The sequence below is a fragment of the Methylobacterium terrae genome (assembly GCF_003173755.1).
In the GTDB taxonomy this organism is placed as follows: domain Bacteria; phylum Pseudomonadota; class Alphaproteobacteria; order Rhizobiales; family Beijerinckiaceae; genus Methylobacterium; species Methylobacterium terrae.
Genome location: NZ_CP029553.1, coordinates 4,225,702 through 4,244,784, shown reverse-complemented (window position 1 = coordinate 4,244,784; position 19,083 = coordinate 4,225,702). Strand labels below are relative to the sequence as shown.

Annotated in this window: 16 protein-coding genes; 6 read left to right on the top strand and 10 right to left on the bottom strand. The window is 69.9% G+C overall.

The features are described from left to right. Nucleotides 1–95 precede the first annotated feature (95 nt). Together DK419_RS19670 and DK419_RS19665 are read left to right on the top strand one after the other, a co-directional pair. Nucleotides 96–386: a type II toxin-antitoxin system RelE/ParE family toxin gene (locus tag DK419_RS19670; protein ID WP_109960582.1), complete on the top strand. Its 291-nt coding sequence runs from the start codon at nucleotides 96–98 to the stop codon at nucleotides 384–386. An 18-nt stretch (nucleotides 387–404) separates the two neighbouring features. Continuing rightward, entirely contained in the window at nucleotides 405–659 is a 255-nt protein-coding gene (locus tag DK419_RS19665) for a helix-turn-helix domain-containing transcriptional regulator (protein ID WP_109962390.1), read from the top strand. 85 nt (nucleotides 660–744) lie between these two features. On the opposite strand, the gene DK419_RS19660 is transcribed toward DK419_RS19665, so the two are convergent. The 7 genes from DK419_RS19660 to ruvC all read right to left on the bottom strand — a co-directional run bounded on the left by DK419_RS19660 (nucleotide 745) and on the right by ruvC (nucleotide 7,990). Continuing rightward, entirely contained in the window at nucleotides 745–966 is a 222-nt protein-coding gene (locus tag DK419_RS19660; RefSeq protein WP_109960581.1) for a hypothetical protein, read from the bottom strand. A gap of 5 nt (nucleotides 967–971) precedes the next feature. Then, nucleotides 972–1,838: an HpcH/HpaI aldolase/citrate lyase family protein gene (locus tag DK419_RS19655; protein ID WP_109960580.1), complete on the bottom strand. Its 867-nt coding sequence runs from the start codon at nucleotides 1,836–1,838 to the stop codon at nucleotides 972–974. A 4-nt stretch (nucleotides 1,839–1,842) separates the two neighbouring features. Further along, on the bottom strand, nucleotides 1,843–2,337 hold the full coding sequence (locus DK419_RS19650; RefSeq protein WP_245442566.1) for a MaoC family dehydratase: 495 nt from the start codon (nucleotides 2,335–2,337) through the stop codon (nucleotides 1,843–1,845). Beyond that, a complete protein-coding gene (locus DK419_RS19645; RefSeq protein ID WP_109960579.1) occupies nucleotides 2,334–4,280 on the bottom strand; it encodes an acetyl-CoA carboxylase biotin carboxylase subunit in 1,947 nt (648 codons plus the stop codon). The genes DK419_RS19650 and DK419_RS19645 overlap by 4 nt, the downstream gene beginning before the upstream one ends. An 8-nt stretch (nucleotides 4,281–4,288) precedes the next feature. Continuing rightward, on the bottom strand, nucleotides 4,289–5,896 hold the full coding sequence (locus DK419_RS19640; RefSeq protein ID WP_109960578.1) for a carboxyl transferase domain-containing protein: 1,608 nt from the start codon (nucleotides 5,894–5,896) through the stop codon (nucleotides 4,289–4,291). A gap of 25 nt (nucleotides 5,897–5,921) precedes the next feature. Beyond that, on the bottom strand, nucleotides 5,922–7,094 hold the full coding sequence (locus DK419_RS19635) for an isovaleryl-CoA dehydrogenase (RefSeq protein WP_109960577.1): 1,173 nt from the start codon (nucleotides 7,092–7,094) through the stop codon (nucleotides 5,922–5,924). A 338-nt stretch (nucleotides 7,095–7,432) separates the two neighbouring features. Then, nucleotides 7,433–7,990, bottom strand: a complete 558-nt coding sequence (gene ruvC, locus DK419_RS19630) for a crossover junction endodeoxyribonuclease RuvC (protein WP_109960576.1) — start codon at nucleotides 7,988–7,990, stop codon at nucleotides 7,433–7,435. A 184-nt stretch (nucleotides 7,991–8,174) separates the two neighbouring features. Here ruvC and DK419_RS19625 point away from each other — a divergent pair, with 184 nt between their 5' ends. Further along, nucleotides 8,175–8,930 carry a sulfite exporter TauE/SafE family protein gene (locus DK419_RS19625; protein ID WP_109960575.1) on the top strand — a complete coding sequence of 252 codons (756 nt, stop codon included), beginning with the start codon at nucleotides 8,175–8,177 and terminating at the stop codon, nucleotides 8,928–8,930. On the opposite strand, the gene DK419_RS19620 is transcribed toward DK419_RS19625, so the two are convergent. Beyond that, a complete protein-coding gene (locus DK419_RS19620; protein ID WP_109960574.1) occupies nucleotides 8,927–9,778 on the bottom strand; it encodes an urea carboxylase-associated family protein in 852 nt (283 codons plus the stop codon). The two genes, DK419_RS19625 and DK419_RS19620, sit on opposite strands and share 4 nt — an antisense overlap. A gap of 305 nt (nucleotides 9,779–10,083) precedes the next feature. Further along, on the bottom strand, nucleotides 10,084–13,578 hold the full coding sequence (locus tag DK419_RS19615) for an indolepyruvate ferredoxin oxidoreductase family protein (protein ID WP_109960573.1): 3,495 nt from the start codon (nucleotides 13,576–13,578) through the stop codon (nucleotides 10,084–10,086). A gap of 210 nt (nucleotides 13,579–13,788) precedes the next feature. Between DK419_RS19615 and DK419_RS19610 the strand changes: the two genes are divergently transcribed. Together DK419_RS19610 and DK419_RS19605 are read left to right on the top strand one after the other, a co-directional pair. Continuing rightward, nucleotides 13,789–14,829, top strand: a complete 1,041-nt coding sequence (locus DK419_RS19610; RefSeq protein ID WP_109960572.1) for a cysteine synthase A — start codon at nucleotides 13,789–13,791, stop codon at nucleotides 14,827–14,829. Between the two features lie 456 nt (nucleotides 14,830–15,285). Further along, the gene (locus DK419_RS19605; RefSeq protein WP_109960571.1) at nucleotides 15,286–15,546 is read left to right on the top strand and encodes a helix-turn-helix domain-containing protein; all 261 of its coding nucleotides are present in this window, start codon (nucleotides 15,286–15,288) and stop codon (nucleotides 15,544–15,546) included. A 152-nt stretch (nucleotides 15,547–15,698) separates the two neighbouring features. Here DK419_RS19605 and DK419_RS19600 read toward each other — a convergent pair whose 3' ends face one another. Then, on the bottom strand, nucleotides 15,699–17,363 hold the full coding sequence (locus DK419_RS19600; protein WP_109960570.1) for an alpha-amylase family protein: 1,665 nt from the start codon (nucleotides 17,361–17,363) through the stop codon (nucleotides 15,699–15,701). A gap of 260 nt (nucleotides 17,364–17,623) precedes the next feature. On the opposite strand from DK419_RS19600, the gene urtA reads away from it, so the two are divergent. After that, a complete protein-coding gene (urtA, locus tag DK419_RS19595; RefSeq protein WP_109962388.1) occupies nucleotides 17,624–18,916 on the top strand; it encodes an urea ABC transporter substrate-binding protein in 1,293 nt (430 codons plus the stop codon). Nucleotides 18,917–19,083: the final 167 nt, after the last annotated feature.

Sequence of the window (19,083 nt, the reverse complement as noted above, 5' to 3'; positions counted from 1 at the left end):
GGTTGAAACAAGGGGCTCGTGATCACGGCACCGGCTGCGTGCTTGCCTGGCGGCTCACACTTGGGTAAGCGAAGAGCCGCCAATGCCGCAACGTCATGCCACGCATCCAGCAGCACCCCGAATTCGTTGCTTGGTTTTCGAGGCTGCGCGATGCGACGGCCTTCGCTCAGATCGCCAAGAGGATCGACCGGCTGGCGCTCGGGAACCCGGGCGATGTCGCGCCTGTTGGCGATGGCGTGAGCGAGATGCGCGTCCATGTCGGCCCTGGATACAGAATCTATTTCGTGCGTTGCGGCGAAGAGATCGTCATTCTCCTGTGCGGGGGTGACAAGTCATCCCAGTCCCGCGACATCCGCCGGGCGAAGGCCTTGGCAGCGTCTCTCTGACGGTTGATGGTGGCGACCATGACCGACCCCCTGCTCACCCCCTACGATACCGCGGACTACCTCGACAGCCCCGAACGGATCGCCGCCTATCTCGACGCGGTGCTCGCCGAGGATGATCCGGCCCTGGCTGCTCACGCCTTCGATGCGGTCGCACGCGCACGCGGCCTCGCCCGCGGCGAGGCGCAAGACGGAGCGCCGCATCTGGCTGTCGTCATGGGCCTGCTGCACCGGCTCGGTCTCAGGATGAGCGTTGCGCCACTCGCAGGATCCTGACAGCAGCCTACCGGCAGCGCACGCGACCTGAACTCTCCTGTTCCTCACGGCCAGGGCAGGGGCGCTGACGAGTGCAGCCAAAGTGTCACCGGCCGAGATGATCGATGTCGCACAGATCCCGTATCAGGTGCGCCTCATCGTAATCCATGTAGATGCCGCGCGCCTTCAGGACGCCGCCGCGTTCGATTCGCGTGTCGAAGCCGAGGCGGCGGCGCAACTCAGGCAGGATCAGCCGCCCGACCCGGCATTGGTCGGTGGCGCGTTCGTCCAAGGTGCGCCGAGCCGGATCCTCCTCGGTGGCGCTCATCCACCTCACCCCACCCGCGCCAGCAGCCGTTCCGCCCGGCGCAGGTGCGGCCGGTCGAACATCTCGCCGTCGATCCCGACGACGCCGACCCCCGGAGCCTCCGCGAAGGCCGCCACGACCTTGCGGGCCTGAGCAAGGGCGGCCTCGGTCGGCGTGAAGGCCTCGTTGATCACCGCGACCTGCGCCGGATGGATCGCCATCTTGCCGACGAACCCGTCGCGGCGGGCGTCCCGGCACTCGCGGGCCAGCCCCTCGAGATCGCGAAAGTGGGCGTTGATGGTGTCGATGGCGTCGACCTCCGCGGCGGCGGCGGCCATCAGGGTCAGGTTGCGGGCGAGCGCGAACGGCGCGCTCCAGGCGCCGTCCTCAGCCCTATTGGTCTCGGCGCCGAGATCGGCGGACAGGTCCTCCGCCCCCCAGGTGACGCCCGACAGCCGCGGGCTCGAACCCGGCAGGGTCTGGAGCGCGAACACCGCCCGCGCGGTCTCGGTGGCGATCGGCAGGATGCGGGTGGCGCCGTCGGGAAGCCCGTATTCGGCCTCGTGGACGGCGAGACGGCCGCCGAGATGGGCGACGCTCACGCCGCCCTCGGCCTTCGGCAGCATGATCCCGTCGGGGGCGTGGGGCATCACCGCCGCGAGGTCGTCCTCGGTGAGGCTCGTGTCGAGGGCGTTGACGCGGACGTAGAGCTTCGGGCGCCCCGTGACATCCCGCATCCGCGCCAGGAAGGAGGCTGCGACCTCGCGCGCCTTCCCCTTCTCCGCCAGGGCGACGGAATCCTCCAGGTCGAGGATCAGGGCATCGGCCCCGACCTCCAGGCCCTTCTCCTGCTTGCGGGGCGAATCGCCGGGGACGAACAGCAGCGAGCGCATGACTCTAAGCCTCCGCCGCGGGACGCTTGCGCATCATCGCCTGGCGCCGGCACTCGGCCACCAGCGTGCCGTCCTGGTTGTAGGCGCGGTGAATGAAATCGACGATGCCCGCGGTCGGCCGCGAGCGCGATTCGCGCTTGGCGACGACCTCCGTCGTCACGCTCACCGTATCGCCCTCGAAGAGCGGCGCGGGAAAGCGCGTCTCGGTCATGCCGAGATTGCCGATGGTGGTGCCGACCGTCGTGTCGTTGACCGAGATGCCGATCATCAGCCCGAGGGTGAACAGCGAGTTCATCAGCGGCTTGCCCCACTCGGTCTCGGTGGCGCAGAAATGCGCGTCGATGTGGAGCGGCTGCGGGTTGAGCGTCATGTTGGAGAACAGCATGTTGTCCATCTGCGTCACCGTGCGGGTGAGGCGATGGCGAAGCGTGGTGCCGACCTCGAAATCCTCGAAGTACAGCCCGCCGCGCGGGTGGGTCGAAGCCGGGATCGTGCTCACGCGGCGTCCTCCGTGGTCAGGGTGATCAGGCGGGCGCCCTCGGCGACCTGCTGGCCGGCTTCCGCCGCCACCTCGGCGACTGTGCCGTCGGCAGGCGCGGTCAGCGCGTGCTCCATCTTCATCGCCTCGACGACCGCGAGGCGCTGGCCGCGCACCACCCGGTCGCCGGGGGCGACCAGCACCGCGACGAGGCGGCCGTGCATCGGCGCCTTGATGGTGCCGCCCTGGTCGATGTGGTCGAGATCGACCGCGAACGGATCGGGCGGGCTGAGCGCGATCTGGCGGCCCTCGGCGAGCACCAGCACGCCGCTCGCAGCCTCGATCACCGTCAGGGAGGCGGGCTCGGGGCCGTCCGTGCCGTACTCCACCGTCAGCCCGGTCGCGCCCCAGTGCAGCCCGGCCTCGGCCGGTTCGCCCTCGAGCACGAAGGGCAAGGTCTGGCGCCGGGCCTCGCCGAGCTGGAACCCGTCCGCCGCGTCCCATGGCGAGCCGGCCGTGGTCGGGGTCTCCCGCGCCACCAGCGCCCGGATCCCGGCGCGGATCGCGGCGTCGCGACGCGGGCTCGGCGCCGTCAGGGCGCCGAGGTCGCGGTCGATGAAGCCGGTATCGAAGCGGCCCTCGCGAAAATCTTTCGCCTCGGCGAGCGCCTTGAGGAAGGCGACGTTGGTCTTCGGGCCCGCCACCAGGGTGCGGCCGAGCGCTCCGGCCAGCCGGTCCAGGGCCTCGTCGCGGGTCGCGCCGTGGGCGATCACCTTGGCGATCATCGGGTCGTAGAACGGCGTCACCCGGTCGCCGGCCCGCACGCCGGTATCGACGCGGATGCCCTCGCCCTCCGGCAGGGTCAGTGCCCGTAACGGGCCGGTCGAGGGCAGGAAGCCGTGATCCGGGTCCTCGGCGTAGAGCCGCGCCTCGACGGCGTGGCCGTGGATCGACAATCCCGCCTGATCGACCGGCAGCGCCTCGCCGGAGGCCACCCGGAACTGCCACTCGACGAGGTCGTGGCCGGTGATCGCCTCGGTCACCGGATGCTCGACCTGGAGCCGCGTGTTCATCTCCATGAACCAGAAGCCGTCGGGCCGCAGGCCCTCGCGGCCGTCGGCGATGAACTCGACCGTGCCGGCGCCGACATAGCCCACGGCCTTCGCCGCCTCGACGGCGGCGCGGCCCATCGCAGTGCGGACCTCGTCCGGCATGCCGGGGGCGGGCGCCTCCTCGATCACCTTCTGGTGCCGGCGCTGGAGCGAGCAGTCGCGCTCGAACAGGTGGACGGCGTTGCCGTGAGCGTCGCAGAAGACCTGGATCTCGACGTGGCGCGGCGACAGCACGTATTTCTCGACCAGCACCCGCGGGTCGCCGAAGGCGTTCTGCGCCTCGCGCTGGGCCGAGGCGAGGGCGTCGGCAAAGCCCTCCGGCCCCTCGACGCGGCGCATGCCCTTGCCGCCGCCGCCGGCCACCGCCTTGATGAGGACGGGGTATCCGATGGCCGCGGCTTCCGCGGCGAGGAAATCCGGGTCCTGGCGGGCGCCGTGATAACCCGGCACCACCGGAACGCCGGCCGTGGCGACGAGCGCCTTCGCGGCGTCCTTGAGGCCCATGGCGCGGATGGCGGATGCCGGCGGGCCGACGAAGACGATGCCGGCCTCCGCGCAAGCGTCCGCGAAGTCCGGCCGCTCCGACAGGAAGCCGTAGCCCGGATGGATGCACTCGGCCCCGCTTACCCGGGCGGCGTCCAGGATGCGGTCGATGCGCAGGTACGAGTCAGCGGCGGGCGCCGGGCCGATACAATGGGCCTCGTCGGCGAGCGCCACGTGGAGGGCGTCGCGGTCGGCCTCCGAGTAGACCGCGATGGTGCGCATCCCGAGGCGACGGGCGGTGCGGATCACCCGGCAGGCGATCTCGCCGCGATTGGCGATCAGGACGGAGGCGAGGCGGCGTGTCGTCATGGCTGTCCTCACATCCGGAACAGGCCGAACCGGGTCTCCGGCACCGGCGCGTTGAGGCAGGCCGAGAGCGACAGGCCGAGCACCCGGCGCGTCTCCTCCGGCAGGATGATGCCGTCGTCCCACAGCCGCGCGGTGGCGTAGTAGGGCGAGCCCTCCTCCTCGAAGCCTGCGCGGATCGGCGCCTTGAACGCCTCCTCCTCCTCCGGGCTCCAGGCGCCGCCCCCGGCCTCGATGTTGTCGCGGCGGACGGTGGCGAGCACGCTCGCCGCCTGCTCGGCGCCCATCACCGAGATGCGCGAGTTCGGCCAGGCGAACAGGAAGCGCGGCGAGTAGGCCCGGCCGCACATGCCGTAATTGCCGGCCCCGTACGAGCCGCCGACGATCACGGTCAGCTTCGGCACCGCCGCGGTCGCGACGGCGGTGACGAGCTTCGCGCCGTTCTTGGCGATGCCGCCGGCCTCGACCTCGCGCCCGACCATGAAGCCGGAGATGTTCTGGAGGAAGATCAGCGGGATGCGGCGCTGGCAGCACAATTCGATGAAGTGCGCGCCTTTGAGCGCGCTCTCCGAGTACAGGATGCCATTGTTGGCCAGGATCCCGACCGGCATGCCGTGCAGCCGCGCGAAGCCGGTGACCAGCGTGGTGCCGTAGAGGCGCTTGAACTCGTCGAATTCCGAGCCGTCGACGAGGCGGGCGATCAGTTCTCTCGCGTCGTACTGCTTGCGCAGGTCCACCGGCACCAGGGCGTCGAGGTCGGCCGCCCCGTAGGCCGGATCGACGGAGGCTGCTATGTCGAGGTCGGGCCGCTTGACGGTGTTCAAGCCGCCGACGATGCGGCGCAGGATGGCGAGCGCGTGGGCATCGTCGGTGGCGTAGTGGTCGGCGACGCCCGAGAGCCGGGCGTGGACGTCGGCGCCGCCGAGGTCCTCGGCGCTCACCACCTCGCCGGTCGCGGCCTTCACCAGCGGCGGCCCGCCGAGGAAGATCGTGCCCTGGCGGCGCACGATCACGCTCTCGTCCGACATCGCCGGCACGTAGGCGCCGCCGGCGGTGCAGGAGCCCATCACGCAGGCGATCTGCGGGATGCCGGCGGCCGACATCTGCGCCTGGTTGTAGAAGATGCGGCCGAAATGCTCGCGGTCGGGAAAGACCTCCGTCTGCTGCGGCAGGTTGGCGCCGCCGGAATCGACGAGGTAGAGGCAGGGCAGCCGGTTCTGGAGCGCGATCTCCTGCGCCCGCAGGTGCTTCTTGACCGTCAGCGGATAGTAGGTGCCGCCCTTGATGGTGGCGTCGTTGCAGACCACCATCACCTCGCGGCCGGCCACCCGGCCGATGCCGGTGATGATTCCGGCGGCGTGGATGTCCTCGCCGTACATCTCGTGGGCGGCCAAGCCGCCGACCTCCAGGAACGGCGAGCCCGGATCGAGCAGGCGCAGGACCCGGTCGCGCGGCAGCAGCTTGCCGCGGGCGACGTGGCGCTCGCGGGCCCGCGCCGGCCCGCCGGCGGCGGCCTTGGCGCGGTGGCTCTTGAGGGCCTGGCGCAACTCGGCCCAGGCGGCGCGGTTCTGCTCCGCCGCCCCGGAGGTGAGGTCGGCGCTCGTGGGGATGACCGGCATCGGTTCGAGCCTCAGGCGGACTTTGTTACGCAGACTTGGTGAAGAGCTCGCGGCCGATCAGCATCCGGCGGATCTCGCTGGTGCCGGCGCCGATCTCGTAGAGCTTGGCGTCGCGCAGCAGGCGCCCGGTCGGGTAGTCGTTGATGTAGCCGTTGCCGCCGAGGAGCTGGATCGCGTCGAGCGCGCATTGCGTCGCCCGCTCGGCGGCGTAGAGGATCGCGCCGGCGGCGTCCTCCCGGGTGGTCTCGCCGCGGTCGCAGGCCTGGGCCACCGCGTAGACGTAGGCCTTGGCGGCGTTGGTCGAGACGTACATGTCGGCGAGCTTGCCCTGGACGAGCTGGAACTCGCCGATCGCCTGGCCGAACTGCTTGCGCTCGTGGACGTAGGGCATCACCACGTCGAGGCAGGCCTGCATGATGCCGAGCGGACCCGCCGCCAGCACCGCGCGCTCGTAGTCGAGGCCGGACATCAGCACGCTGGCGCCGCGCCCGACCTGGCCGAGCACGTTCTCCTCCGGGACCTCGCACTCCTCGAACACCAATTCGCAGGTGTCGGAGCCGCGCATCCCGAGCTTGTCGAGCTTCTGGGCGGTGGAGAAGCCCTTCATGCCCTTCTCGACCAGGAAGGCGGTGATGCCGCGGGGACCCGCCTGCGGGTCGGTCTTGGCGTAGACCACCAGGGTCTCGGCGACCGGACCGTTGGTGATCCACATCTTCGAGCCGGTCAGCACGTAGCGGTCGCCGCGCTTCTCGGCGCGGGTGCGCATCGACACCACGTCCGAGCCGGCGCCCGGCTCCGACATCGCGAGCGCGCCCACATGCTCGCCGGAAATGAGCTTCGGCAGGTACTTGCGCTTCTGCGCGTCCGAGCCGTTGCGGCGGATCTGGTTGACGCACAGGTTCGAATGCGCGCCGTAGGACAGGCCGACCGAGGCCGAGGCCCGCGACACCTCCTCCATCGCCACGCAATGGGCGAGGTAGCCGAGGCCGAGGCCGCCATACTCCTCCTCGACCGTGATGCCGTGGAGGCCGAGCGCCCCCATCTCGGGCCAGAGGTCGCGCGGGAAGGTGTTGGTGCGGTCGATCTCCTCGGCCCGCGGCGCGATCTTGTCCTGCGCGAAGTTGCGCACGCTGTCGCGGATCGCCTCGGCGGTCTCGCCCAGGCCGAAATTGAACTCACGCGCGGCGTTCGGGATCATCGGCGCCCTCCCTGGATTTTTGCCATTTATACGAACGATCGTTTTTTAAGACAAGCGGGGAGGGGCGCGCATTCCGGCGCCGCGCGGTCGGCACGATCGTGATGAAGTGATTACAGAAATCGATACGTCATCCGGCGATGACAGGAAGTCGCGGGATCCCCTCTCCCGTCTGGGAGAGGGGTAGGGGTGAGGGTGACACGCTCCAGCACGAGTCGTTGAGCGTGGTGCTTGTAGCGAGATGGTTGGATTTTGACTTAGGACCGTAGCACCCTCACCCCCGACCCCTCTCCCACACGGGAGAGGGGAGGTGTGCCATACTGTTGAAGGCGGCGCGTGGACTACCCCCGCGCCACCGCCCGGGCGATCCGCGCCGCCCCCGGCCCCGCCGCCGCGGCATGCGCCGCCGTGCGCATTCGCGCCGCCCGGTGGCTGGCATGGGTGATGGCGATCGCCAGCGCATCCGCCGCGTCCGCCGTATCGGCGGTCGCCTTGGGCAGCAGGAAGCGCACCATGGCGCCGACCTGGTCCTTCTCGGCGTGGCCGGCGCCGACCACGGTCTTCTTCACCAGGTTGGCGGCGTATTCGGCCACCGGCAGGCCGGCGAGCGCGGGCACCAGCAGCGCCACCGCGCGGGCATGGCCGAGCTTCAGGGTCGCCTGCGCGTCCTTGTTGACGAAGGTCTCCTCCACGGCGGCCTCGTCGGGGAGCAGCGTGGCGACCACCTTGGTCAGGCCCTCGTGCAGGGTGCGGAGACGGGTGGCGAGGTCGTCGTCGCCGTTCGAGGTCACGGTGCCGCTCGCCACGAAGGCGAGGCGGGTGCCCGTGACGGTGATCAGGCCCCAGCCGGTGCGGCGCAGGCCCGGATCGATGCCGAGGATGCGGATCACGTCGCTCATCGCCGCTCGAAGTTCCTTGCCGTGGGGTGCGGGCGGCGCCCGCATCATGCCGAAAAACCGTCCCGGCGCGAAGAGCGCCGGGGTTTAGCCGGGAAACGGTCGCGCCGCCAGCGCGGGACGTTCCGTGAACACCGTGCCACCGGGACCCTTGACGAATCGTAGCCGTGGGGTGCGTGGTGACCCTATGTCAGTCGACCTCGCCACCCTCCTGCCCCTCGACGCCCGGTCCGCCACCCTGTTCCTCGCCGCCCTGGTCGGCGGGCTGGTGCGCGGCTTCACCGGCTTCGGCTTCGCGATGGTGTTCGTGCCGGTGGCCGCCGCCGCCGTCGGGCCAGCGGCGGCGGTTGGACTGATCTGGGTCGTCGACGCCCCGTTCTCGCTCTGGTTCGGCGCGCGCTCCGCCCCGCGGGCGGTCTGGCGGGAGGTGGTGCCGCTGCTCATCGGCTCCACCCTGCTCTTGCCGGTCGGCGTCCAGCTCCTCACCCACCTCGATCCGACGCTGACCCGCTGGATCACCGCGGGGGCGATCCTGTCGGCGCTCTCCGCCCTGGTCTCGGGCTGGCGCTACAAGGCCGATCCCTCGCTGCCGCTGTCGCTCGCCACCGGCGGCGCCTCGGGGCTGGCGAGCGGATTCGCCGCGCTCGGCGGCATGCCGCTCGCGGTGTTCTGGCTCGCCAGCCAGCGAGCGTCCGCCAAGCAGGTGCGCGACAACCTGATGGCCTATTTCGGCCTCTCGACCCTGGTGTCGGGCGTGGTGTTCACGGCGACCGGGGTGCTCACCGGCCCCCGCTTCGCGGAAGCCGTGCCGCTGCTGCTGCCCTACGGGTTCGGGCTCTGGATCGGATCGCACGGCTTTACCCTTGCCTCCGACCGGGCGTTTCGCGTGATCGCCTACGCAGTGATCCTGGTGGCGGTCTGCTTGGCTTTGCCGCTGCGCTAGGCCTTGTCCCACCAGCCCGTCTCGGCGTGGAGCCCGTGCTGGCCGCGATAGGGCGCCACATCCGGGCTCTGCCAGCCTTCCGTCAGTTCCGGCGCCAGCCGGTAGACCTCGACGGCGAGCGGCCGGCAGACCTCGATCGGGTCGCGGGCGTCCGGCCCCCAGAGCGGCACCGAGAGGTCGCCGCCCGGGCAGGTCGAGAGGGCGCAGAGCAGGTCGATCTCAGCGAAGAACTCCAGGTAGTCGCCGGCTTGAGCCGGGCAGTCGCGCATGAAGTACAGGTCGTCGTGGTTGAGCCCGGTGACCTGGAACACGTTGAGCACGTCGTGCACGTCGAACTCCGTCAGGCCGAACGGCATCACCGCGCGGACCAGGTTCGAGTGGCAGTGGAAGTGGAAGTCCTGGCCGGTCAAGAGCTTGTTGACGTAGGGGTCGCAGCGGGTGCCGAGCAGGTCGTGGACCCGGCCGCCATACTCGTCGGTGCCGTAATGGGCGAGCGTGTCGGCCGTGATCGTGACCAGCGGGCGCAGGAACGGCAGGGTCGACCACAGCCGGTCGAAGGTCGTGACGTGGGCGCCCTGAAGCTGGCGGGTCCGCGCCGCCCAGAGCCGCTCGCGCGGGTCGTGCCGGTTCCAGATGTTGAGGTCGCCGACCTGCGGCCCCTCCGGCGCGACGATCCGGAAGACGTGGCCCGCCGGGACGCTCCAGGCCCTCCCGGTGCGGATCGGGATGGTGAAGGCATCGACGAGGGTGCGCCCGCCAGTCTCGGCGGCGATCCGCTCGTAGAACGGCCGGTCGACCGACAGGGCCGAGCCCTCGCTGACCTGATAGGCGGCGGGGAAGTCCTTCATGCCGGGGCTCCGGGTGGGAGTGATGCGCGCCAGGAGTGGCAGAAGCGGCGGGAAGGGACAAACACGAGTCGGAAGGGGCACTGATTTCTCCTCTCCCCGCCGGGCGGGGAGAGGCCTTCACCCCCCTCGGCGGGGGTGAAGGGAGTGGTGAACCGCAGGTTCGCCGCGAGGGTGAGGGGGTATTTCCGGACGAGCCTCATCCGGCACCGCCCCCTCACCCTCGCTCCGGCTGCGCCTTCGCTTGCCGTGCCGCCTGAACGGCGACACGGCCTTCTCCCCGCCCGCGGGGAGAGGAGGAAGGCGGCCTACTCCGCCGCCGTCGCGAGCGCGGCCTCCTTGCTGCGGAACCGCGCCAGCAGCGCCGCCTCCTCGGCCCGCACCGCCTCCAGGTTCCGCGCCTTCACCGGCCCGTAGCCGCGGATGCGCTGGGGCAGGCCGGCCAAGCCCACCGCCGTGGCGTGGTTGGCCGGCGTGAGGTCGCGGGCGATCTCGGCCAGCAGGGCCTCGAAATCCTGCACCAGCCGCCGCTCCTCGCGCCGCTCCTGCGTGTAGCCGAACGGGTCGAGAGCGGTGCCGCGCAAGGCCTTCATCCGGGCCAGCACCCCGAAGGCCTTCAGCATCCACGGCCCGAAGGTCATCTTGCGCGGTCGGCCGGTGGCAGGGTCGCGGCGGGCGAGCAGCGGCGGCGCGAGGTGGAACTCGTAGCGCAAGGCCTCGCCCTCGAAGGTGCGCTCGACTTGCGCCTGGAAGCTGCCGTCGGTGTAGAGCCGCGCGACCTCGTACTCGTCCTTGTAGGCCATCAGCCGGAACAGCGAGCGGGCGGCGGCCTCGGCGAGCGCCGACTGGCCGGGCACCACGGCCGCCTCCCGAGCCCGGAGGGCCGTGATCGCCCTCGCGTAGCGCTCGGCGTAAGGAGCGTCCTGGTAGGCGGTGAGGAAGGCGACGCGCTTGGCGATCACCCCGTCGAGGTCCGGCGCCAGGTCCGGGGCCGGTGCCTCGACCGCCCGCATCGTCTCAGGCGAGGCCGCCGCGCGCCGTCCCCAGGCGAAGGCCGCGAGGTTCATCGCCACCGCCTCGCGGTTGAGCTCGATTGCCTTCACGAGCGCGGCGCGCGACAGCGGCACCCGCCCGCGCTGCCAGGCGTAGCCCAGCATGAACATGTTGGCGGCGAGCGCATTGCCGAGCACCGAGACGGCGAGGCTCGTCGCGTCGGTGAAGTCGGCGCTCTCAGGCCCGGCTGCCTCGCGGATCGCCCGCTTGATCCGCTCGGCCGGCAGGGAGAAGTCGGGCCGACGGGTGAACTCGCCCGGCATCACCTCGGCGGTGTTGACGACGAGGTGGGTGCGGCCCTTCGCGATCGCCGACAGCACCTTGCGGTTGCCGCTGACCACGAGGTCGCAGCCGAGCACGAGGTCGGCCGCGCCGGCACCCACCCGGATGGCGTGGATGTCCTCCTGGCTCCTGGCGAGGCGCACGTGGCTGAACACCGCGCCGCCCTTCTGGGCGAGGCCGGCCATGTCGATCATCCCGAGGCCCTTGCCCTCGAGATGGGCCGCCATGCCGAGGATCGCCCCGATCGTCACCACGCCGGTGCCGCCGACGCCGGTGACGATCAGGTTGTAGGTGCCGGCGATCTCCGGGATCGCGGGCTCGGGCAGGCCCGCATCCGGCGCCGCGTCGGTCGCCGTCGCCGAGGTGCCGACCGGCTTCGTCCGCGGCTTGGCGCCGTGCACCGTCACGAAGGACGGGCAGAACCCCTTCACGCAGGAAAAGTCCTTGTTGCAGCCCGACTGGTCGATGCGGCGCTTGCGGCCGAACTCGGTCTCGACCGGCTGCACCGCGACGCAGTTCGACTGCACCGAGCAATCGCCGCAGCCCTCGCAGACGAGCTCGTTGATGATGACGCGCTTGTCGGGGTCGGGATAGGCGTTGCGCTTGCGCCGGCGGCGCTTCTCGGAGGCGCAGGTCTGGTCGTAGATCATCACCGAGACGCCCGGCACGGTGGCCAGCTCCCGCTGCACCGCGTCCAGCTCGTCGCGGTGGTGGATGGTGAGCCCGTGCGGCCAACTCACCGTCGCGGGGTACTTGTGCGGCTCGTCGGTGACGAGGGCGATGCGCTCGACGCCTTCTGCCCGCACCTGCGCGGCGATGCGGTCGACGGTGAGCCCGCCCTCGTGCGGCTGGCCACCGGTCATCGCCACCGCGTCGTTGAACAGGATCTTGTAGGTGATCGTCGTGCCGGTATCGACGGCCCAGCGCAAAGCCAGCGACCCCGAATGGTTGTAGGTGCCGTCGCCGAGGTTCTGGAACACGTGGCCGCGCTTCGAGAAGCTGTTCTCGCCGATCCAGTTCGCGCCCTCGCCGCCCATCTGGGTGAAGCCGTCGGTCTCGCGGTCCATCCACTGCGCCATGTAGTGGCAGCCGATGCCCGCATAGGCCCGCATCCCCTCCGGCACCTTGGTCGAGGAATTGTGCGGGCAGCCGGCGCAGAAATGCGGGATCCGCGCGGCGATGTCGGCGGTCGCGGCCAGCCGCTCCTGCGCGCCCTTGAGGCGGGCGACGCGGCCCGCGAGGTCGTCGTTGCGGTGGTAGCGCAGCAGGCGCTCGCCCAACGCCACCGCGATGTCGTTGGGATCGAGCGCGCCCTTCACGGGGAAGAGCCAGTGGCCCTCCTCGTCGCGCTTGCCGATGCAGACGGGCTGGTGGCTGGAGCCGTACAGCTCCTCGCGCAGCTGCACCTCGATCAGGGATCGCTTCTCCTCGACCACCATCACGAGGTCGAGGCCGTCCGCGAACGCCGCCAGTTCCCGCCGCGACAGCGGCCACGGGCAGGCGACCTTGTAGAGCCGCAACCCCATGTCGTTGGCCTTGACCTCGTCGAGGCCGAGGTCGTCCATCGCCTGGCGCACGTCGAGGTAGGACTTGCCGACGGTGATGACCCCGATCTTCGGCTGGCGTCCCCCTGAAAGAACGATCCGGTTGAGGTTGTTGGCGCGCACGAAGGCCAGCATGGCGTCGCGCTTGAAGTCCTGGAGGCGGGCCTCCTGCTCCAGGATGCCGTCCGGGGTGCGGATGTTGAGCCCGCCCGGCGGCATCAGGAAGTCGTCGGGGAGAACGATCTTCACCCGGTCGAGGCGCGCGTCCACGCTCGCGGTCGATTCGATGTTCTCCTTGATGCACTTGAAGGCGACCCAGGTGCCGCAATAGCGGCTCATCGCGTAGCCGTAGAGGCCGTAATCCAGGATCTCCTGCACGCCGGCCGGGTTCAGGATCGGGCTCATCACGTCGACGAAATGGAATTCCGACTGGTGGGCGACGGTGGAGGATTCCGCCGTGTGGTCGTCGCCCATCAGCGCCAGCACGCCGCCATGGCGCGAGGTGCCGGCCATGTTGGCGTGGCGAAACACGTCGCCGGAGCGGTCGACGCCCGGGCCCTTGCCGTACCAGAGGCCGAACACGCCGTCGTAGCGGCCCTCGCCCCGCATCTCGGCCTGCTGCGAGCCCCAGATCGCGGTGGCGGCCAGCTCCTCGTTGAGGCCGGGCTGGAAGACGATTCCGGCCTTGTCGAGCACCTTCTTGGCCCGCACCAGGTTCTGGTCGAGGCCGCCGATCGGCGAGCCGCGATAGCCCGAGACGAAGCCCGCGGTGTTGAGCCCCGCCGCCCGGTCGCGGGCGTGCTGCATCAGCAGCATCCGGATCACGGCTTGAGTGCCGGTGACGAAGACCTGATCGCGGGAGAGATCGTACTTGTCGTCGAGGCTGACCGACCGAAGGGACGGGGTGGTCGCGGGCGAGCCCATCGCGTGTTCCTCCTCCTGGCGCGGTGGGGACCGGTTCCTCCGGCCTCTCGGGACCACGCGAATATGGCAGTAAGGCTGACATTTCCGGGGGCGGCCGTCAACGCGCCCTGGAGCCGTTCCAGGCAGCCGAGCCTTGCCGCCCCTCCGGTTTCGCGGCATCACCGCCACCCGCGGGCCCTTCGCGCCCGCTCGAGCCCGGATGGCCCCGCGATGATCCGCCCCGACATCCTCGCCGCGATCGGCGGCACGCCGTTGATCCGCCTCAAGCGCGCCTCGGAGGAGACCGGCTGCACCATCCTGGGCAAGGCCGAGTTCCTGAATCCGGGCCAGTCGGTGAAGGACCGCGCCGCCCTGTTCATGGTCGAGGCCGCCGAGCGCGCCGGCACCTTGCGGCCGGGCGGCACCATCGTCGAGGGCACGGCGGGCAATACCGGAATCGGGCTCGCGCTGGTCGGCGCGGCGCGGGGCTACCGCACCGTGATCGTGATCCCCGACACCCAGTCGGCGGAGAAGAAGCAGGCGCTGCGGCTCGCCGGGGCCGACCTCGTCGAGGTGCCGGCGGTGCCGTTCTCCAACCCGAACAACTACGTGAAGGTGGCAGGCCGCCTGGCCGCGCGGCTCGCCGAAACCGAGCCCGGCGGTGCCTTCTTCGCCGACCAGTTCGACAACACGGCGAACCGCGAGGCCCACATCGCCACGACGGGTCCGGAGATCTGGGAGGCGACCGGGGGCAAGGTCGACGGCTTCGTCTGCGCCGCCGGCACCGGCGGCACGCTCGCCGGCACCGCGGCGGCCTTGCGCGCCCGCAACCCGGGCGTGACGATCGGGCTCGCCGATCCCGACGGCTCGGCGCTCCACCCGTACTACGCCACCGGCGAGCTCAAGGCGTCCGGCACCTCGATCACCGAGGGCATCGGCCAGGGTCGCATCACCGGCAACCTCGAGGGGTTCCGGCCGGACGTGTCCTTCGGCATTCCCGATGCGGAGGCGCTGCCGCTGGTCTTCGGCCTGCTGGAGGAGGAGGGCCTGTGCCTCGGCGGCTCGTCGGGCATCAACGTCGCGGGGGCGATCCGCCTCGCCCGCCACCTCGGCCCCGGCCACACCGTCGTGACGATCCTGTGCGACTACGGCACCCGCTACGCCTCGAAGCTGTTCGACCCCGGCTTCCTGCGCGCCCGCGACCTGCCGGTGCCGCACTGGCTCGCGAGCCCGCGCACGATCGATCCGGGGCTGGTGCCGGCGGACGCCTGAGCGCCCGCGCGGATTTTTATCGCGCGCGTCCGGGAGCAAGACCTGTCGCCGGGGGGACCGAGGTGAGGCGGGGATGAGCGGCGCGATGCCCTCGTCCCGCCGCGCCGAAGGGGGGCCGCCGCCCGCCGGCCGTGCGGTTTCGCCGGGCGAGCCCGGCCGTAACATCGGGGTTCGACCCCTCTCGTCATGGGCCATGAGCCGGTCGAGATTCCACGGTCGCGCTCCTCGGCGGCCGAATGCCGAGGCGGACCGCCCCTCCTCTCGCCGACAACTCCCGCTGATCGTGCGACGATCATTGTATTGCTTGTCGGTCCGCGTCCCTCGATGCAAGCATAGGGCGTCGCCGATTTCGATCGATCCTGCCGTTAACGACTTGTTAACCCTGATTGCGCAGCTTTTACCCGGTCACAACAACAAGCAAAGCCCGGGGTCCCTCGTCACCAGGAGGAACGCAGCATGGCGCCAGCGACCACCCTCGCCGAGGCCGAGCGCAAGCTCGTCATCGAGACGCTCATCCGTTGCCGCGGCAACCGCACCCACGCCGCCAAGATGCTCGGCGTCTCGGTCCGCACGGTCCGCAACCGCATCGCGGAATACAAGCGGATCGGCGTCTGCCTGCCGATCTACCGCGACGTCGTCTGGTCGGACTGGCCGGAGGGGGAGTTCTCGTCGGAGGAGGCGGGGAAGGGGGGCGTGCCGGCGGAGATGGGGGCCTGAGGGGGAGGGCGGCGGTCGCGAGCCTGTCTCCCTGCTTCCGCCGCATGCGGGCAAGGTGCCGCGCTCCCGTCGGCCGCTCTTCGATAGTTTTCCCATCCACGACCTCAGGATGACGTCGTGGATGGGAGGAGCACAGTCGCCGAAGCGGATCCTCAGATCTCGCTTCGCCGCAGCAGGTAGTCCAATCCCCCGACCCGGTACCACCGGTACCCGTAGCCTTCCATCAGCACGCGGTGCCGGCCGTCGTCGTCGGCGAGGCTGCGCTGGCCGGTGAGGAGGTCGATCAGGTTGCGGCCGTCGCCGTCGAGGCCGGTGGCGAAGGAGACCTCGCGCGGCTCGGCCACGAGATTGTGCAGGCACAGGACCGAGTTGTTGCGCCAGTCGTACCGGATGGCGAGGACGCCCGGATGGCCGGTCTCGAGAACCGTGAACTCGCCCCAGCCGATCTCCGGCACCTCCTTGCGCATGCGGATGATGCGCTCCATCCAGTTGAGGAGCGATTCCGGCGCGCAGCGCTGCGCCGCCGCGTTGACATGGCTGTAGGCGTACGGCCCCTCGTGGATCGGCGGCGATTCCGGCTCGTCGCTGAGCGTGAAGCCGCCCTGCGGCTCGTGCGACCACTGCATCGGCGTGCGGGCGCAGTCGCGCTCGGGCAGCGAGAGGTCGTCGCCCATGCCGATCTCGTCGCCGTAGCGCAGCACCGGGGTGCCCGGCAGGGTGAACATCAGGCTGTAGGCGAGCTCGATCCGGCGCCGGTCGCCGCCGAGCATCGGCGCGAGGCGCCGGCGGATGCCGCGGCCGTAGAGCTGCATGTCGGGCTCGGGGCCGAAGGCCTGGAACACGGCCTGGCGCTGCTTCTCGGTGAGCCGCCCGAGGTCGAGCTCGTCGTGGTTGCGCAGGAAGATCGCCCACTGGCCGGAGGGCGGCCGGTTCCAGGTCTTCTCCAGCGCCTTCACCAGCGGGCGCGAATCGGCCGAGGCGAGCGCGTAGAACAGGGCCTGGTTGACCTGGAAGTTGAACATCATGTGCATGCGGTCGGCGTCGTCGCCGAAATAGTCGAGGTCCTGGCGCGGCAGGATGTTGGCCTCCGCCAGGATGATGGCGTCGCCCTGGCGCCATTGCAGGAACTCGCGGAACAGCCGCAGGAGCTCGAACTGCTCGCGCGGCTCGCCCGAGACCTCCGGCCCCTTCTCGGCGATCACGAACGGCACCGCGTCCATCCGGAAGCCCGAGACGCCGAGCTGGATCCAGAACCCCATGATCTTCAGGATCTCGGCCTGGACGTGGGGATTGGCGGTGTTGAGGTCGGGCTGGAAGTCGTAGAAGCGGTGGAAGTACCAGGCCTTGGCGTCCTTGTCGTAGGTCCAGGTGCTCTTCTGCACCCCCGGGAAGACCATGCCCTCGTGGGCGTTGGCCGGCTTCGTCTTCGACCAGACGTACCAGTCGCGGGTGCGGGCCTCGGGGTTCGCGCGGGCCTCCTTGAACCACGGATGCTGGTCGGAGGTGTGGTTGACCACGAGGTCGATCAGCACCCGCATGCCTCTTTGCTTCGCGGCGTGCGTGAAGGCGACGAAGTCGCCGAGCGTGCCGTAGCGGGGATCGACGCTGTAGTAATCGGCGATGTCGTAGCCGTGGTCGCGGTTCGGCGAGGGCTGGAACGGGTGCAGCCAGATCGCCGTCACCCCGAGCCCGAGCAGATAGTCGAGGCGCCGCTCCAGCCCCTCGAAATCGCCGATGCCGTCGCCGTTGGCATCCATGAAGGAGCCGACCGAGAGGCAGTAGATCACCGCGTTCTTGTACCAGAGGTCCTCGATCACCCCGGTTCTCCTCGCGCCTCGACGACTTGGGTCCCGCGAGAAACCTAGGGCACGGCCGGCGCAAGCGTAGCCTTGCTGCCGGTCTAGGCAGAATGGCGCCTCGACGGGCATGTGTACCGGCGAAAAATGAGCAGACGGCTCCGAAATCCGGCGCATGCCCAGAATTTGAGCCCGAGCCCGCGGGAACCTTTTCGAGATCCTGCTTGGCACGGCCCTTGCGGAACGGGTCCCGGCCGCATCGGCCCAGGGAGACGATGAACATGACGTGGAAGGGTTGGCTCTCGCGCGCCGCGGTCGCGGGCGGGTTGGCGCTCGGCACGCTGGCGACCACGGCCGCCTCGGCGCAGGAGACCATCAAGGTCGGCATCCTGCACTCGCTCTCGGGCACGATGGCGATCTCCGAGACGACGCTCAAAGACGTCATGCTGATGCTCATCGACGAGCAGAACAAGAAGGGCGGCGTGCTCGGCAAGAAGCTCGAGGCGGTGGTGGTCGATCCGGCCTCGAACTGGCCGCTCTTCGCCGAGAAGGCGCGCGAGCTGATCGCCAAGGACAAGGTCGCGGCGGTGTTCGGCTGCTGGACCAGCGTGTCGCGCAAGTCCGTGCTGCCGGTGTTCAAGGAGCTCAACAACATCCTGTTCTACCCCGTCCAGTACGAGGGCGAGGAGAGCGAGCGCAACGTGTTCTACACCGGCGCTGCGCCGAACCAGCAGGCGATCCCGGCCGTCGACTACCTGATGTCGGAGGATGGCGGCAGCGTGAAGCGCTGGGTGCTGGAGGGCACGGACTACGTCTACCCGCGCACCACCAACAAGATCCTCGAAGCCTACCTCAAGTCCAAGGGGGTGAAGGACGAGGACATCATGATCAACTACACCCCGTTCGGTTTCTCGGACTGGCAGACGGAGGTGTCGAAGATCAAGGCGTTCGGCTCCGCCGGCAAGAAGACCGCGGTGGTCTCGACCGTCAACGGCGATGCCAACGTGCCGTTCTACAAGGAACTCGGCAACCAGGGCATCAAGGCCACCGACATCCCGGTGATGGCCTTCTCGGTCGGCGAGGAGGAGCTGGCCGGCATCGACGCCAAGCCGCTCGTCGGCCACCTCGCCGCCTGGAACTACTTCGAGTCGATCAAGACGCCGGAGAACGAGGCGTTCATCAAGCGCTGGCAGGCGTTCAAGAAGAATCCCAAGGCCGTCACCAACGACCCGATGGAGGCGAGCTACATCGGCTTCAACATGTGGGTGAAGGCGGTCGAGAAGGCCGGCAGCACCAACCCCGACAAGGTGATCGACGCGCTGCCGGGCATCGAGCAGGCGAACCTCACCGGCGGCACCGCCAAGATGCTGCCGAACCACCACATCACGAAGCCCGTCTTCATCGGTGAGATCGAGGCGACCGGCCAGTTCGACGTGGTGTGGAAGACCAAGGAGCTGATCCCCGGCGAGGCGTGGTCGAAGCAGCTCGACGGCTCGAAGGACCTCGAGGCCGACTGGGTGCAGCTCAAGTGCGGCAACTACAACACCAAGACGAAGAAGTGCGGCGGCGCGTAATCGTCTCGCACAGCCTCCCCTCTCCCGTGTGGGAGAGGGGCCGGAGGATCGAAGATCCCGCGTGAGGGTGACACGCTTCAGTGTAAAGCTTTGACTGTCGCGCTGCCAGCTCAACGCTCGGCGCCTTCTGCGGAATCGTAGCACCCTCACCCCTAACCCCTCTCCCA